This is a genomic window from Variovorax sp. V15 (assembly GCF_041154425.1).
In the GTDB taxonomy this organism is placed as follows: Bacteria; Pseudomonadota; Gammaproteobacteria; order Burkholderiales; family Burkholderiaceae_C; genus Variovorax; species Variovorax guangxiensis.
Map to the genome: position 1 here is coordinate 5,276,623 of NZ_AP028659.1, position 14,411 is coordinate 5,291,033.

General features: G+C 67.8%; 12 protein-coding genes. 3 read left to right on the forward strand and 9 right to left on the reverse strand.

Features of this window, described 5'->3' with window-relative positions:
• The first annotated feature begins 19 nt into the window (after window positions 1–19).
• Window positions 20–1,681, forward strand: a complete 1,662-nt coding sequence (locus ACAM57_RS25210) for a Na/Pi cotransporter family protein (protein ID WP_184635280.1) — start codon at window positions 20–22, stop codon at window positions 1,679–1,681.
• 27 nt (window positions 1,682–1,708) lie between these two features.
• On the opposite strand, the gene ACAM57_RS25215 is transcribed toward ACAM57_RS25210, so the two are convergent.
• From ACAM57_RS25215 to ACAM57_RS25225, 3 genes are all read right to left on the reverse strand, one after another.
• Window positions 1,709–2,719, reverse strand: a complete 1,011-nt coding sequence (locus ACAM57_RS25215; protein ID WP_184635278.1) for a bile acid:sodium symporter family protein — start codon at window positions 2,717–2,719, stop codon at window positions 1,709–1,711.
• A 192-nt stretch (window positions 2,720–2,911) separates the two neighbouring features.
• Complete coding sequence (locus ACAM57_RS25220) at window positions 2,912–3,313, reverse strand: response regulator (RefSeq protein ID WP_126023108.1); 402 nt, start codon at window positions 3,311–3,313, stop codon at window positions 2,912–2,914.
• 116 nt (window positions 3,314–3,429) lie between these two features.
• A complete protein-coding gene (locus tag ACAM57_RS25225; RefSeq protein ID WP_126023107.1) occupies window positions 3,430–4,416 on the reverse strand; it encodes a quinone oxidoreductase in 987 nt (328 codons plus the stop codon).
• 118 nt (window positions 4,417–4,534) lie between these two features.
• Here ACAM57_RS25225 and ACAM57_RS25230 point away from each other — a divergent pair, with 118 nt between their 5' ends.
• A complete protein-coding gene (locus ACAM57_RS25230; protein WP_369659367.1) occupies window positions 4,535–5,443 on the forward strand; it encodes a DMT family transporter in 909 nt (302 codons plus the stop codon).
• A 9-nt stretch (window positions 5,444–5,452) separates the two neighbouring features.
• Here ACAM57_RS25230 and ACAM57_RS25235 read toward each other — a convergent pair whose 3' ends face one another.
• The 5 genes from ACAM57_RS25235 to ACAM57_RS25255 are packed head-to-tail and all read right to left on the reverse strand — an operon-like array spanning window position 5,453 to window position 11,671.
• Window positions 5,453–7,207 (reverse strand): DUF5672 family protein, encoded by a 1,755-nt coding sequence (locus ACAM57_RS25235; RefSeq protein WP_369659368.1) that lies wholly within the window; start codon window positions 7,205–7,207, stop codon window positions 5,453–5,455.
• Between the two features lie 32 nt (window positions 7,208–7,239).
• A complete protein-coding gene (locus ACAM57_RS25240) occupies window positions 7,240–8,031 on the reverse strand; it encodes an SDR family oxidoreductase (protein WP_369659369.1) in 792 nt (263 codons plus the stop codon).
• Window positions 8,032–8,072: 41 nt separating this feature from the next.
• Window positions 8,073–9,029, reverse strand: coding sequence for a DMT family transporter (locus ACAM57_RS25245; RefSeq protein WP_369659370.1), 957 nt, complete (start codon window positions 9,027–9,029; stop codon window positions 8,073–8,075).
• 40 nt (window positions 9,030–9,069) lie between these two features.
• Window positions 9,070–10,683, reverse strand: coding sequence for a gamma-glutamyltransferase family protein (locus ACAM57_RS25250; RefSeq protein WP_369659371.1), 1,614 nt, complete (start codon window positions 10,681–10,683; stop codon window positions 9,070–9,072).
• A 16-nt stretch (window positions 10,684–10,699) separates the two neighbouring features.
• Window positions 10,700–11,671, reverse strand: coding sequence for a tripartite tricarboxylate transporter substrate binding protein (locus ACAM57_RS25255; RefSeq protein ID WP_184635268.1), 972 nt, complete (start codon window positions 11,669–11,671; stop codon window positions 10,700–10,702).
• Window positions 11,672–11,770: 99 nt separating this feature from the next.
• On the opposite strand from ACAM57_RS25255, the gene ACAM57_RS25260 reads away from it, so the two are divergent.
• Window positions 11,771–12,697: a LysR family transcriptional regulator gene (locus ACAM57_RS25260; protein WP_369659372.1), complete on the forward strand. Its 927-nt coding sequence runs from the start codon at window positions 11,771–11,773 to the stop codon at window positions 12,695–12,697.
• A gap of 193 nt (window positions 12,698–12,890) precedes the next feature.
• Here the strand turns inward: ACAM57_RS25260 and ACAM57_RS25265 are convergent, their stop codons facing one another.
• Window positions 12,891–14,402 carry a tripartite tricarboxylate transporter permease gene (locus ACAM57_RS25265; protein WP_126023100.1) on the reverse strand — a complete coding sequence of 504 codons (1,512 nt, stop codon included), beginning with the start codon at window positions 14,400–14,402 and terminating at the stop codon, window positions 12,891–12,893.
• Window positions 14,403–14,411 lie beyond the last annotated feature (9 nt).

Below are 14,411 nucleotides of genomic sequence, written 5' to 3' on the forward strand. Positions count from 1 at the left end.
AGGATAGAACCCGACCTCCATGAAGCACCTCCTGAATCTGCTGGCGGCGGTGGCCCTGCTGGTCTGGGGCACGCACCTGGTCCGAACCGGTGTTCTTCGCGTGTTCGGCGCCAACCTGCGCAAGATCCTCGTGCAGAGCATGCGCAACCGCTTCACGGCCGCCCTCTCGGGCATTGGCGTGACGGCGCTGGTGCAGTCGAGCACCGCCACCTCGCTCATGACCTCGTCCTTCGTCGGACAGGGCCTGGTCACGCTGCCGGCCGCGCTGGCGGTGATGCGGGGCGCAGACGTGGGCACGGCGCTGATCTCGGTGCTGTTCTCGGCAGACCTTTCGTGGCTCTCGCCGATGTTCATCTTCGTGGGGGTGGTGCTTTTCATCACGCGCTCGGCCACCGTGGCGGGGCGCGTCGGCCGGGTGCTGATCGGGCTGGGCCTGATGCTGCTGGCGCTGCAACTGGTGGTGGAAGCCACCGAACCGCTCTTCTCCTCGCCGGCCATCCGCGCGTTGCTCGCGTCGATCAACAGCGACGTGCTGCTGGAGATCACCATCGGCTCGGTGCTGGCCATCGTGGCCTATTCGAGCCTGGCGGTGGTGCTGCTGGTAGCGGCCATGGCCACCTCGAACGTGGTGCCGCTGGACGTGGCGCTCGGGCTGGTGCTCGGCGCCAACCTGGGCAGCGGCCTGCTGGCGGTGCTGACCACGGCCAAGTCGGCGGTATCGGTGCGGCAGGTGACCATCGGCAACCTGCTCTTCAAAGCGCTGGGCGTGGCCATCGTGGCGCCCTTCGTCGGCCTGTGGATCCGCTACGTGCAGCCCGAGTTGCCGAACCAGACGCACGGCGTAGTGCTGTTCCACCTGGCATTCAACATCGTGATCAGCGTGGGCTTCATCGGCCTCACCCAGCTGGTCGCAAGACTGGTGACGCACATGCTGCCCCAGCCGCAGCAACCGGCGGGCTCCACGCGGCCACATCACCTGGACCCCTCGGCGCTGTCGACGCCCTCGCTCGCCATTTCGAACGCCGCGCGCGAGGCACTGCACCAGGCCGACGTGGTGGAGACCATGCTGATCGGCATCCTGGACGTGATCCGCCACAACGACCTGCGGCTGGCGCAGGAACTGCGCCAGCTCGACGATACGGTGGACCAGCTCTACTCGGCGATCAAGTACTACATGACACGCATCTCGCGCGAGGCGCTGGGCGAGGAGGAAAGCCGCCGCTGGACCGACATCATCAGCTTCACGATCAACATGGAGCAGATCGGCGACATCATCGAGCGCGTGATCATCGACGTGGAAGACAAGAAGATCAAACCGCAGCGCAACTTCTCCGAGGCCGGCATGGCCGAGATCGTGGAGCTGCACGGGCGGCTGGTGGCCAACCTGCGGCTGAGCATGAGCGTGTTCCTCAACGGCAACGTGCGCGACGCGCAGAAGCTGCTGGAAGAAAAGGCGCGCTTTCGCGACCTGGAACGGGCCTACGCCACCACGCACCTCGACCGGCTGTCGGACCGCACCACGCTGAGCATCGAGACCAGCTCGCTGCACATCGACCTGATCAGCGACCTGAAGCGCATCAACTCGCACATCTGCTCGATCGCGTATCCGATCCTGGAGTCGGCCGGGGCGCTGGCACCCAGCCGGCTGAGGGAATCGCGGCTGGGGAAGATCGAGGGCTGAGCGCCCTCCCGACTCCCGGCTGCTTTCTTACTTGGCCTGCTCGGCCGTCTTCAGCACCGCGGTCTCGTCACGCCCGCGCCGCGCATAGCGCTGCGCCAGCACCGCGCAGACCATCAGCTGCATCTGGTGGAACAGCATCAGCGGCAGCACGATCGCGCCCACCGCGTGCGAGGCGAAGAGCACCTTCGCCATCGGGATGCCGCTGGCCAGGCTCTTCTTGGAGCCGCAGAAGACGATGGTGATCTCGTCTTCCGTGTCGAAGCCCAGCTTGCGCGCCAGCAGGGTCGTGAGGCTCAGCGCCAGGCCCAGCACCACCGCGCACACCACCAGCAGGCCGACCAGCGCATGCGCCGGCACCTGCTTCCACAGCCCCTCGATGACGGCCGCGCTGAAGGCGGTGTAGACCACCAGCAGGATCGAGCCCTGGTCGACGAACTTCAGCACCGCAGCGCGGCGCTGGATCCACTTGCCGATCAGCGGGCGCAGCAGGTGGCCCGCCGCGAAGGGCACCATCAGTTGCAGCAGGATGCGGCCGATGGAATCCAGCGAGGAAGAAGCCGCATGGCCGCCGCTGGGGACCACCACCAGGTTGACCAGCACCGGCGTGATGAAAACGCCCAGCAGGGTGGAGGCCGATGCGCTGCAGATGGCCGCGGGCATGTTGCCCCGGGCCATCGCGGTGAAGGCTATGGCCGACTGCACGGTGGCCGGCAGCACGCACAGGTACAGCACGCCGGTGTAGAGCTCCGGCGTCACCAGCGGCAGCAGGAAGGGCTTGAGCACCAGCCCGAGCACCGGGAACAGCACGAAGGTGCTGCCGAACACCAGCAGGTGCAGCCGCCAGTGCATGAGCCCGTTGACGATCGCCTCGCGCGACAGCTTGGCCCCGTGCAGGAAGAACAGCAGGCCGATGGCCACGGTGGTCAGCCCCTCGAAGAAGTGCGCGAGCTGCCCGCTGGCCGGCAGCAGGCTGGCGAGGGTCACGACCGAGAGAAGCGCGAGGGTGAAGTTGTCGGGAAGAAAACGGGGGCGGGACATGTTGCAACCTGGACGAACGCCGCGCGTTGCAGGCGCGCAGGCCGACTCAGCAGGGGAATTTGTGATTTCCGCGCATGAATCTGGTCGCCACTTTGCGGAGCCCGGCGCGTGCTCCTCGCACCTTCAAGGGGTGATTTTCGGTCAGTTCCGGCATCGCTGCCGGGAAGCCCGGGAATGCCCCACCACGGCACTTCAGTGTGCCGCGCTCGAACTGAACTGCGCCTGACGGCGGCGCTGGCAGTAGTCGATCAGGTCGTCGATCTCGGTGGCCTTGTCGAACACCGCGTCGGCGCCCAGGTGGACGCACTTGCGCCGCATGTCGGGCGTAGCGTAGTTGCTGAGCACCACGATCTTCTGCGCGGGGCTGCGGTTGCGGCAGGCTTCCAGCACGCGAAAGCCGGTACCGTCCTTCAGGAACAGGTCGACGATGGCCAGGTCCCATTGCGAAAGGTTGCCCGAGAGCCATCGCGAACCCTCGGCCTCGGTTTCCGCCTCGCCCACCGGCTCGACCCTCGCCACCTCCCGCAGCGTGCCCGCGAGGTTGCGGCGGATGGTGGGGTTGTCCTCGACGATGAAGGTGCGAACGGTGGTCATTGGGAGTGCTTGCCTCTGTGCTGTATCCACAGGCTACAAATTGCTCGTGGCACAAGTCGAAGGCATGACACCCCTGCGCCGGTAGGACAAGACCGGCGCGCCCTGCTGCCCCGGAGTCAGAGCGTGAGGATCGTGCAGCCCGTGGTCTTGCGCGCTTCCAGGTCGCGGTGCGCCTGCTGCACGTCGGCCAGCGGGTAGCGCTGGTCGATCGGAATCTTCACCGCACCGCTGCGCACCACCGCGAACAGGTCGTCGGCCATCGCCTGCGTGCTCTCGCGCGTAGCCATGTGGGTGAAGAGCGTGGGCCGGGTGATGTAGAGCGAGCCCTTGGAGGCCAGCACGCCGAGATTGACCGGCGGCACCGGGCCCGAGCCGTTACCGAAGATGGCCAGCAGGCCGAACGGGCGCAGGCAGTCGATGGAACCCTCGAAGGTGTCCTTGCCCACCGAGTCGTACACCACCTTCACGCCCTTGCCGCCGGTGATCTCCTTCACGCGCGCCGCGAAGTTCTCGGTGCTGTAGTTGATGGCGTGGGCCGCGCCGTGCTCCAGCGCGAGCTTGCACTTGGCGTCGCTGCCGGCCGTGCCGATCAGCTGCAGGCCCAGCGCCTTGGCCCACTGGCAGGCGATCAGCCCGACCCCGCCCGCAGCCGCGTGGAACACGATGAAGTCGCCGGCCTGCAGGCCTTCGGCCGGCAGCGTCTTCTTCAGCAGGTACTGCGTGGTCAGGCCCTTGAGCATCATGGCCGCGCCGGTCTCGAAGGAAATGTCGTCGGGCAGCTTGCAGACGTTCTTCGCCGGCATCACGCGCAGCTCGCTGTAGGCGCCGGGCGGCTGGCTGGCATAGGCGGCGCGGTCGCCCGCCTTCAGGTGCGTGACGCCCTCGCCCACCGCCTCGACCACACCCGAGGCCTCCATGCCGAGCTGCAGCGGCATCTGGAAGGGGTAGAGCCCGCTGCGCTGGTAGGTGTCGATGAAGTTCAGGCCCACGGCCTTGTGGCGGATGCGGATCTCGCCCGGGCCGGGCTCGCCGACATCCACCTCGACGATCTTGAGTTCTTCGGGACCGCCATGGCGGTCGATACGGACGGCTTTGCTCTTCATCGTTGCGGTCTCCACGCTCTGGAAAGGAAAGAAGGGGAAAGAGAAGGGGAAGGCATCCTGCCATGTTTGAGCTTCCGGCGACGGCGCGGGGAATCATTGCCCGGTAGAGTCGGCGGCCATGCAGACACAGCCGCAGCGCCTCGCTCCCCTCACCGTCTTCCTTCTCGTCGTTCCTCCGCTGCTCTGGGCCGGCAATGCCGTGGTCGGCCGGCTGGTGCGGGAGCTGGTCTCGCCGCTCACGCTGAACTTCGTGCGCTGGGTCATCGCCTTCGTGCTCCTGCTGCCGCTGGCCGCGCAGGTGCTGCGCCGCGACAGCCCGCTGTGGGCGCACTGGAAGCGCTACGCCGTGCTCGGGCTGCTTGGCATCGGCCTGTACAACGCCTTCCAGTACCTGGCGCTGCAGACCTCCACGCCCATCAACGTGACTCTGGTCGGCTCGAGCCTGCCGCTGTGGATGCTGGCGGTGGGCGCCCTCTTCTTCCGCGCGCGCATCAGCGGCCGCGAGATCGGCGGCGCCCTGTTGTCGATGGCGGGCGTGCTGCTGGTGCTCAGCCGCGGCGAATGGCAACAACTGCTCGGGCTGCGGCTGGTGCCGGGCGATCTGTACATGATCCTGGGCACCATCTCGTGGGCCTTCTACAGCTGGCTGCTGGCGCGCACGCACGAGCCCGCGGCCGTGCGCAAGGACTGGGCCGCGTTCCTGATGGCGCAGCTGGTGTTCGGCCTCGCGTGGTCGGGCGCGCTGGCCGCCGGCGAATGGACGCTGACGCCCGCGCACATCGAGCTCGGCTGGCCGCTGGTCGCGGCGATGCTGTTCATCGGCGTCGGCCCGGCCGTGGTGGCGTACCGCTGCTGGGGCACCGGCGTGCAGCGCGCGGGGCCGCAGGCGGCGAGCATCTTCATGAACCTCACGCCGCTGTTCGCGGCGGTGCTGTCGGCGGCCTTCCTGCGGGAGCCGCCGCACTGGTATCACGGCGCGGCGTTCCTGCTGATCGTGGGCGGGATCGTGGTCGCGTCGCGGCGCTGAGCGCAGCCCTCAGGCGAAGAGCCGCGCCAGGTCGGCCTGCTCGCGCATCCAGCGCGGCGCCTGGGCCTTGTCCACCACGCGCCAGGCATAGCCCGGGCGGTCGTAGAGATCGCGCCCCGAGGCCAGCAGCGCGGGAATGTCGATGGCGTCGAGAAAGGCCTGGGAGTTGTATTCCTGGTGCGCGAAGCCCCGGATCTTGGCGCGCACCGCGTCCTCGCTCATCGCAAGGTACGAGAAGTGCCAGCCGGCATCCGCCAGGATCAGCGCCGGCTGCGCGCCGCTGCGCACGCGCATGCGAAGCTGGTCGGGCGTGAGCCTGTCCAGCGTTGCGCGCGTGGCCGCCACCGTCCACACCGAAGACGCCTCGGGCCCCTCGACGTTGCGGTAGTTCGCGTAGAAATAGTAGAAGGCCAGGCACAGGCCGAACACATCGTGCCGCCGGTCGTCGCGCATCGCGCGGACGATCTCGGCGCGCGGGATCTCGTCCGCGTCAGAAACCATCACGAGGTCGTGCGCCGCCGCATCGTGCAGGCCTCGCATGACCTGATTGCGCTGGAATTTCTCGCGTATCCAGAAGCCGGACTTCGGCGTGTCGGAATGCCAGTCGCCCACCACCGCCGCGGCATCGGCTGCCTCGTCGACCACCGGCATGTCGTGCACCGCGATGTAGCGGATGCGCGGCAGCAAGGCCGCGATGCGCGGGTCGGCGGCGTCGAAGCGCAGGGCCTTCGGCTCGCCGCTGAAGGTGCGGTCGGCCTCGACGATCACGAAGCAATCGACCACCTCCGACAGCTCGTGCAGCCGCGCCGCGAGGATGTCGGCCTCGCCGTTGTAGGTGATGCAGTCGTAGACCCTGCGAGCGGGCACTGCTGCCACCGTCGCCTCGGGCTCCTGCGCGAACTCGATGCGGTAGCCGTTGCGCTCGAACATCTGAAGGATGTCGCGCTCGCCATACCAGCCGTCGAGCTGCGACAGCGGAATCAGCGAGCGCAGCGTGAGCGGCGACAGGCTCGCGAGCTGCCGCACTTTCGCGTGATGCCCGAAGAGCAGCATCGCGTTGTAGCCATGGTGCAGCTGCGGCCCCGCGTGCTCGATGGCGAAGCCGCGCGCCAGTTCCAGCGGCGCGAAGCGCATGCCTGCGGCTTCGAGCGCGGGACGCAGCACGCCGCTGAGTTGCACGTCCTCCAGCAGCGCGTTGTGGTTCCAGTGCATCCCCAGCGGCTCGCCGCCGACCACGTCGGGCGGCGGGATCTCCACGCGGATGTGCGGATGGTCCACCAGCGCGCGCATGAAGCGCCGGCTGCGCAGGCTGAAGCCGCCGTTCTGTATCGGCGTGACGACGTGGCCGGGCTTGCCGAGCTCGTCGGCCCACTCGAAACGGTTGCGCCAGTAGGGGCCTTGGGGGGCGTCGATCTTCGCGAGGTGGATGGGCGCGCCGATGTAGTCGCAGTCCAGGAACTCGTCGCTCCAGTTGGCGGCGTTGACGACCCAGCCGTCTTCCTGCACCACGAGCGCGAACTCGGTCTGCACCACGCGCCAGAGCGCGAACATCATGAACCAGCTGTACTCGTGGTAGTTCAGCGGTTCGATCGGCAGATGCTCGATGCCGGGCGGCAGGTCGTCGGGCGCCTTCGGGCTGCACAGCAGCGCGCGGGCGCCGGGCATCTGCGCCTGGCTGTGCCGCAGCGCCAGCGCCGCGCCGCGCGCGTCGGGCAGGCCGGTGACCGAGACCAGCGTTATTTCTTCGAATGACTCCCTGCTCACGATGCGCCTCCCGCCGCTCTCGTGAACCGCGCTCAGTAGGTGCCGGGGTAGGCGCCGCCGTCGGCCAGGATGTTCTGGCCGGTCATGTAGCCGGCCTGCATGCTGCACAGGAACGCGCAGATGGCACCGAACTCGGCGGGCGTGCCGAAGCGCTTGGCCGGGATGTTCTTCTTTCGGGCTTCCCACACGGTGTCGAAGTCCTGGCCCGACTTCTGCGCGGCGCCGGCCATCGTGCCCTTGAGGCGGTCGGTGTCGAAGGAACCCGGCAGCAGGTTGTTGATGGTCACGCCCTGCGCCGCCACCGCCGTGCGCGCCACGCCGGCCACGAAGCCGGTGAGGCCGCTGCGCGCGCCGTTCGACAGGCCCAGGATGTCGATGGGCGACTTCACCGAGCTCGACGTGATGTTCACGATGCGGCCGTAGCCGCGCTTCGCCATGCCGTCCACCGTGGCCTTGATGAGCTCGATGGGCGTGAGCATGTTGGCGTCGACCGCCTTGATCCAGGCCTCGCGGTCCCAGTTGCGGAAGTCGCCGGGCGGGGGGCCGCCGGCGTTGGTGACGACGATGTCGAAGTCATGGCCCAGCGCGAACACCGCGGCGCGGCCGGCCTCGGTGGTGATGTCGGCGGCCACGTGTTTGACGAAGGGACCCGAGGCACCAGCCGCCTCGGCCAGCTTCTTCGCGGCGGCTCCCAGCGCCTCGGCGCCGCGCGCCACGATCACCACGTTCACGCCCTCGCGCACCAGCGCCTCGGCGCAGCCGTAGCCCAACCCCTTGCTCGCGCCGCACACCAGCGCGGTCTTGCCTGCAATACCCAGATCCATGTTCTTTCTCCAGTGAAACAGAAGCAGAAGCGCCCGGGGCTTCAGCGCCCCTTGCGCGTGAAAACGAAAATGCCCGCGATCACGAGCACGGTGCCCGCCGCGATCCACGGCGTGAACGGCTCGCCGAGTATGACCACCCCCATGAGGATGGTCGACAGCGGCCCGATCATGCCGGTCTGGGCCGCCATCGCGGGGCCGATGCGCTCGATGGCCATCATCACCATCAGCACCGGCACCGCCGTGCACAGCGTGGCGTTGAGTACCGAGAGCCAGATCACCTCGGGCGCCACCGCCATCGCCGCGCTCATCGGCCGCGTCAGCACGAATTGCAATATGCACAGCACGCAGGCCACCGTGGTGGCCAGGCCCACGAGCCTGAGCGAACCCAGTCGCTTGACGAACTCGCCGCTGTAGACGAGGTAGCCCGCGTAGCTCACCGCGCTCAGGAACACCAGGAAGGCGCCCCAGGCCGCCGCGCCGCCGCCCTTGCCGCCGCCACCGGTCCAGAGTTCGTGGCCGAACACCAGCAGCACGCCGGCATAGCTCACGACCATGCCCAGCACCTGGGGGCGCGTCGGGTGGCGACGATAGAGCAGCCAGCCGAAGAACAGCACCAGCGTGGGGTTGAGGTAGAGGATCAGCCGCTCGAAGCTGGCCGAGATGTAGGCCAGCCCGGCAAAGTCGAGGAAGCTCGCGAGGTAGTAGCCCGAGAAGCCCAGGCCGATCACGCCGATCCAGTCGCGCCCCGTGAGCGCTGGCTTGCCGCGCCCCGCCCACCAAGCCATCAGCGCGAAGAGCGGTAGCGCGAACAGCATGCGCAGCATGATGAGCGTGACCGCGTCCACGCCGTAGCGGTACGCGAGCTTGACGATGATGGCCTTGCCGCTGAACGCGATGGCGCCCAGCGTGGCCAGCACCAGGCCGGTGGCGATGCCTTTCCTGGCGGCATCGCGGGGAGGTGCGGGGGAGATGCCTGCCGACGCGGCTGTCTTGTTCATCCCCCGATCATCGCGGCAAGCGCAAACCCCTGGCTTGCGCTCAGTACCCCGCCGCCACGCCGTCGCGGCGCGGGTCGCTGGCGGCCACGTAGCCTTCCACCGAGGGTTCGCCCGCGCGCCAGATGAACTGGCCGGCGCCGAAGTCCTGGTACGAGTCTTCGATCACTTCCAGGTGATGGCCCAGCTCGCGCAGGCCCTGCACCGTGGCCGGGTTCATCGCGGCCTCGACGTTGATCTCCAGCCCCGCGTTGAAGCGCCAGCGCGGCGCGTCGCAGGCGGCCTGCGGGTTCTGCTTGTAGTCGAGCATGCGCACCAGCGTCTGCATGTGGCCCTGCGGCTGCATGTTGCCGCCCATCACGCCGAAGCTCATGACCGGCTGGCCGTCCTTGGTGAGGAAGGCCGGGATGATGGTGTGGAACGGCCGCTTGCCCGGCGCCACCACGTTCGGGCTCTCGGCCTTGAGGCTGAAGCCGTGGCCGCGGTTCTGCAGGCTGATGCCGTATTCGGGCTCCACGCAGCCCGAGCCGAAGCCCATGTAGTTGCTCTGGATGAAGCTGACCATCATGCCGCTCTCGTCGGCGGCCGTGAGGTAGATGGTGCCGCCCTTCACGGGGTTGCCGGCCTTGAAGTCCTGTGCCTTCTTCGGGTCGATGAGGCGGGCGCGCGAGGCCAGGTAGGCGTCGTCGAGCATCTGCTCGGTGGTCACCTCCATGGTCCTGCGCTCCGAGACGTAGCGGTACACGTCGGCGAAGGCCAGCTTCATGGCCTCGATCTGCAGGTGCTGCGACTGCACCGAGTCGACCGGCAGCGAGGCGATGTCGAACTTCTCCAGGATGCCCAGCGCGATCAGCGCCGCGATGCCCTGGCCGTTCGGCGGGATCTCGTGCAGCGTGTGGCCGCGGTAGTCGCGCGAGATGGGCTTGACCCACTCGGGCTGGTAGGCCGCGAGGTCGGCCACGGTGAGCGCGCCGCCCTGCTCGGCGGAGAACCTGGCCAGCGCCTCGGCGATCTCGCCGTTGTAGTAGGCCTCGCCCTTGGTGCGGGCGATGGCCTTCAGTGCACGTGCGGCGGCCGTGAAGCGGAACATCTCGCCCACTTCGGGCGCGCGGCCCCAGGGCAGGAAGGTCTGGGCGAAGCCCGGCTGCGACTGCAGGATCGGCGTGGCCGCGGCCCACTTGCCCTGCACCACCGGCGGCACGAGGTAGCCGCGCTCGGCGATGTCGATGGCCGGCGCCAGCAGGTCGGCAAAGGGCAGCTTGCCGAAGCGCTCGCTCAGCGCCACCCAGCCGCGCACCGCGCCCGGCACCGTGACCGAGTCGATGCCGCGCATCGGCGGCGTGGCGGCATCGGCGCCGTACTTGTTCTTGAAGTACTCGGGCGTCCAGGCCTTGGGCGCGGGACCCGAGGCGTTGAGGCCGTGCAGTTGCTTGCCGTCCCACAGGATGCAGAAGGCATCGCTGCCCAGGCCGTTGCTCACGGGCTCGACCAGCGTCATCACGGCGGCGGTGGCAATGGCCGCGTCGACCGCGTTGCCGCCCTGCTGCAGGATGCGCAGGCCTGCCTGCGAGGCCAGCGGGTGCGAGGTCGAGACCACGTTGCGCGCGAAGATCGGGATGCGCGTGGAGAGGTACGGGTTGCTGAAATCGAAGTTCATTTCGGCGTGCTCTTCCTTATTCGTTGGTGATCTTGCGATCTACGACGATCTTTTTCCATTTGGCCGCATCGGTCGCGACCATCTTCGCGAACTGGTCCGGCGTGCCCGGCACTGCGGGCTCGATGCCCAGGCGCGCGAGCTTTTCCTTGACCTCGGGGTCGGCCAGCGCGTCGTTGGCGGCCTTGTTGATCTTCGCGACGATGTCCGCCGGCAGGTTCTTAGGGCCGTAGAAGCCGAACCAGGTGTTCGACTCGTAGCCCGGCAGCGTGTCGGCGATGGGGGGCAGCTCTGGCGCCAGCGGGCTGCGCTTGAGCGAGGTGACGCCCAGCGCGCGCAGGCGGCCGTCGCGCACGTGCGGCATACCGGTAGGCAGCGAGTCGAACAGCACGTCGACCTTGCCGCTGATCAGGTCAGGGATGGCCAGCGCCGTGCCCTTGTAGGGAATGTGCGTGACGAACACGCCGGCCTGCGCCTTGAAGAGCTCCGCCGTGAGCTGCACGATGGTGCCGTTGCCGCTCGATGCGTAGTTGAGCTTGCCGGGGTTCTTCTTCGCGTAGTCGATCCACTCGCGCACCGTCTTCGCGGGCGAATTGACCGGCACCAGCATGATGCTGGCCGCGTCGCCCACGTGCGCGATCGGCGTGAAGTCGCGCACCGTGTCGTAAGGCAGCTTGCTGATCGCGGGGCCGATGGCGTGCGTGCTCGTGGTGGCCAGCAGGATGGTGTAGCCGTCGGGCGCGGCCTTGGCGGCCTGGTCGGAGCCGATGGCGCCGCCGGCGCCGGGCTTGTTGTCCACCACCAGCGTGGTGCCCAGCTTGTCGCCCATCTTCTGCCCCAGCGTGCGGGCGAAGAGATCAGTGGCGCCCGCGGCCGGGAACGGAACGATCAGCCGGATCGGCTTGTTCGGATAGCCCTGCGCCAGGCTGGCGGACGAGGCGGCCATGCCGAGCGCGACGGCGAGCACCTGGATGAACTGGAGGCGTTTCATGTGCGGGAAAGAATTCTGTGCCAGTGGGAACCGAGCATGCTATGCACCGCTGGCGCATCAAGCCAGATAATTCGGCTTATTCAACTATCAATGCCGTTTATGACACGAGCCCCAGCCGAAGAGATCTCGCTGCAGCAGCTGCGGGCGCTGGCGGCGGTGGCCGAAACCGGCAGCTTCACGCTGGCGGCCGAGGCCCTGCAGCTCACCCAGCCCGCCATCAGCCACCTGATCAAGCGGCTCGAGGAAGAACTGGCGCAGCCGCTGGTGGTGCGCGGCCGCCGCATCCGCATGACCAACGCGGGCCAGATGATGGTCGACACCGCCGTGCGCGCGCTGCGGCTGATCGACGATTCGGTCGGCGCCTGCCGCTCCCAGTCGCAGCTGCGCGAAGGCCGCATCGTGCTGGCCGTGGGCCACCTGACCGCGGGCGCCCTGCTGCCGCCGCTGCTGGGCCGCTTCTCGCAGAAGCACCCCACGCTCGCGGCCACGCTGCTCGACAGCACGGCCGAGCAGATGATTTCGCGCGTGCTCTCGCAGGAGGCCGACCTGGGCTTCGGCTCGGACATCGGCCAGAAGCATTCCGAGCTGGCGACCGAGCCGCTCTTCACCGAGCGCATGGCCCTTTTCGTGCGCGACGACCATCCGCTGGCCCAGCACGAATCGGTCGAGGCCAGACAGCTTGAGGGGCTGCCCTTCATTCACGTGAACCCCGACGCCAACGTGTGGCGCGCCGTGAGCCGCCAGCTGGCGAGCGTGGCCAACGTGTATCCGCAGGTGGTGCACCACGTCTCGATGCTGTCCACCGCCTTCGGCCTCATACAGGCCGGCGCGGGCGTGGCGCTGGCGCCGCGCTATGTGGAAGTGCTGATGCCCGGCAACCTGCGCGCCGTGGGCGTGACGCGGCCCGTGCTGGAGTACCCGGTGGTCGCCATCCGGCTGGCCAAGCATCCGCTGAGCCCGGCGGCGATGGCCTTCCTGTCCATGGCGCGCCAGCACATGAAGCCGCCGCGCGCGGACAAGCTCTGAAGGGGAGCGGACAGCCGAACGCAGAAGAAATACAAAAATCACGCGAAGGTCGCGGAGGAAACCATGAAAACTTCTTCGATCTTCCTTCTGCGACCTCTGCGAAACTTTCGCGACTTCTGCGTTCGGCTGTCCGAATCCTCTCCCCCAAAACAAAAACGGCGCCCGAAGGCGCCGTCGTGCAGAGCGTAAAGGATCAGTCTTCGACGAAGGCCTCTTCGCGCTTCGACTTCACGGCCGGCAGCAGCACGATGATCAGCAGCAGGGCCGCGGCAGCCAGCAGGCTCGCCGAGATCGGGCGCGTGACGAACACGCTCCAGTCGCCGCGCGACAGCAGCAGCGAGCGACGCAGGTTCTCTTCCATCATCGGGCCCAGGATGAAGCCCAGCAGCAGCGGAGCAGGCTCGCAACCCAGCTTGAAGAAGGTGTAGCCCACCAGGCCGAAGATGCCCACCATCCAGATGTCGAAGGTGTTGTTGTTGGTCGAGTAAACCCCGATCGCGCAGAACAGCACGATGGCCGGGAACAGGTACTTGTAGGGCACCGACAGCAGCTTGATCCACATGCCGATCAGCGGCAGGTTCAGGATGATCAGCATCGCGTTGCCCAGCCACATCGAGGCGATCAGGCCCCAGAACAGCTCGGGGTTGCTGGTCATCACCTGCGGACCGGGCTGGATGTTGTGGATGGTCATCGCACCCACCATCAGCGCCATCACCGCGTTGGGCGGAATGCCAAGCGTCAGCAGCGGGATGAAGGAGGTCTGCGCGCCGGCGTTGTTGGCCGACTCGGGAGCAGCCACGCCGCGGATGTTGCCCTTGCCGAAGGGAACTTCGCCCGCCTTCAGCTTGGTCTTCTTCTCGATCGTGTAGGCAGCGAAGGCAGCCAGCAGCGCACCGCCGCCGGGCAGGATGCCCAGTGCCGAGCCCAGCGCAGTGCCGCGCAGCACCGCGGGAATCATGCGCTTGAAGTCGTCCTTGGTCGGGAACAGGCCCGAAACCTTGGCGGTGAACACTTCACGCTCGTCGTCCGGGCGCGAGAGGTTCGCGATGATTTCGCCGTAGCCGAACACGCCCATGGCGATGGCCACGAAGCCGATGCCGTCGGTGAGCTCCGGAATGTCGAAGCTGTAGCGCGCGACGCCCGAATTCACGTCGGTGCCGACCAGGCCCATCAGCAGGCCCAGCACGATCATCGCGATGGCCTTCAGCAGCGAGCCCGAAGCCAGCACCACGGCGCCGATCAGGCCCAGGATCATCAGCGAGAAGTATTCGGCGGGGCCGAACTTGAAGGCCAGCTCGGTCAGCGGCGGCGCGAAGGCGGCCAGGATCAGCGTACCGACGCAGCCAGCGAAGAACGAACCCAGGCCGGCGGCGGCGAGCGCCGGACCCGCACGGCCCTTGCGCGCCATCTGGTAGCCGTCGATCACGGTCACCACCGACGAGGATTCGCCCGGCAGGTTGACCAGAATGGCCGTGGTGGAGCCGCCGTACTGGGCGCCGTAGTAGATGCCGGCCAGCATGATCAGCGCCGACACGGGCGGCAGCGCGTACGTGGCCGGCAGCAGCATCGCGATGGTCGCGACCGGGCCGATGCCCGGGAGCACGCCGATCAGCGTGCCCAGGATGCAGCCGATCAGGCAGTACAGCAGGTTGGTGAAGGTAAAGGCAACGCCAAAACCCATCGAGAGGTGTTCAAACAATTCCATGATGTGGTC

Excerpts from the sequence above, each read along its gene's own strand:
- ACAM57_RS25215 (WP_184635278.1), bottom strand. The coding sequence starts at position 2,719 with ATGTCCCGCCCCCGTTTTCTTCCCGACAACTTCACCCTCGCGCTTCTC.
- ACAM57_RS25265 (WP_126023100.1), bottom strand. The coding sequence starts at position 14,402 with ATGGAATTGTTTGAACACCTCTCGATGGGTTTTGGCGTTGCCTTTACC.
- ACAM57_RS25250 (WP_369659371.1), bottom strand. The coding sequence starts at position 10,683 with ATGAACTTCGATTTCAGCAACCCGTACCTCTCCACGCGCATCCCGATC.
- ACAM57_RS25260 (WP_369659372.1), top strand. The coding sequence starts at position 11,771 with ATGACACGAGCCCCAGCCGAAGAGATCTCGCTGCAGCAGCTGCGGGCG.
- ACAM57_RS25210 (WP_184635280.1), top strand. The coding sequence starts at position 20 with ATGAAGCACCTCCTGAATCTGCTGGCGGCGGTGGCCCTGCTGGTCTGG.
- ACAM57_RS25220 (WP_126023108.1), bottom strand. The coding sequence starts at position 3,313 with ATGACCACCGTTCGCACCTTCATCGTCGAGGACAACCCCACCATCCGC.
- ACAM57_RS25245 (WP_369659370.1), bottom strand. The coding sequence starts at position 9,029 with ATGAACAAGACAGCCGCGTCGGCAGGCATCTCCCCCGCACCTCCCCGC.
- ACAM57_RS25230 (WP_369659367.1), top strand. The coding sequence starts at position 4,535 with ATGCAGACACAGCCGCAGCGCCTCGCTCCCCTCACCGTCTTCCTTCTC.
- ACAM57_RS25240 (WP_369659369.1), bottom strand. The coding sequence starts at position 8,031 with ATGGATCTGGGTATTGCAGGCAAGACCGCGCTGGTGTGCGGCGCGAGC.
- ACAM57_RS25255 (WP_184635268.1), bottom strand. The coding sequence starts at position 11,671 with ATGAAACGCCTCCAGTTCATCCAGGTGCTCGCCGTCGCGCTCGGCATG.
- ACAM57_RS25225 (WP_126023107.1), bottom strand. The coding sequence starts at position 4,416 with ATGAAGAGCAAAGCCGTCCGTATCGACCGCCATGGCGGTCCCGAAGAA.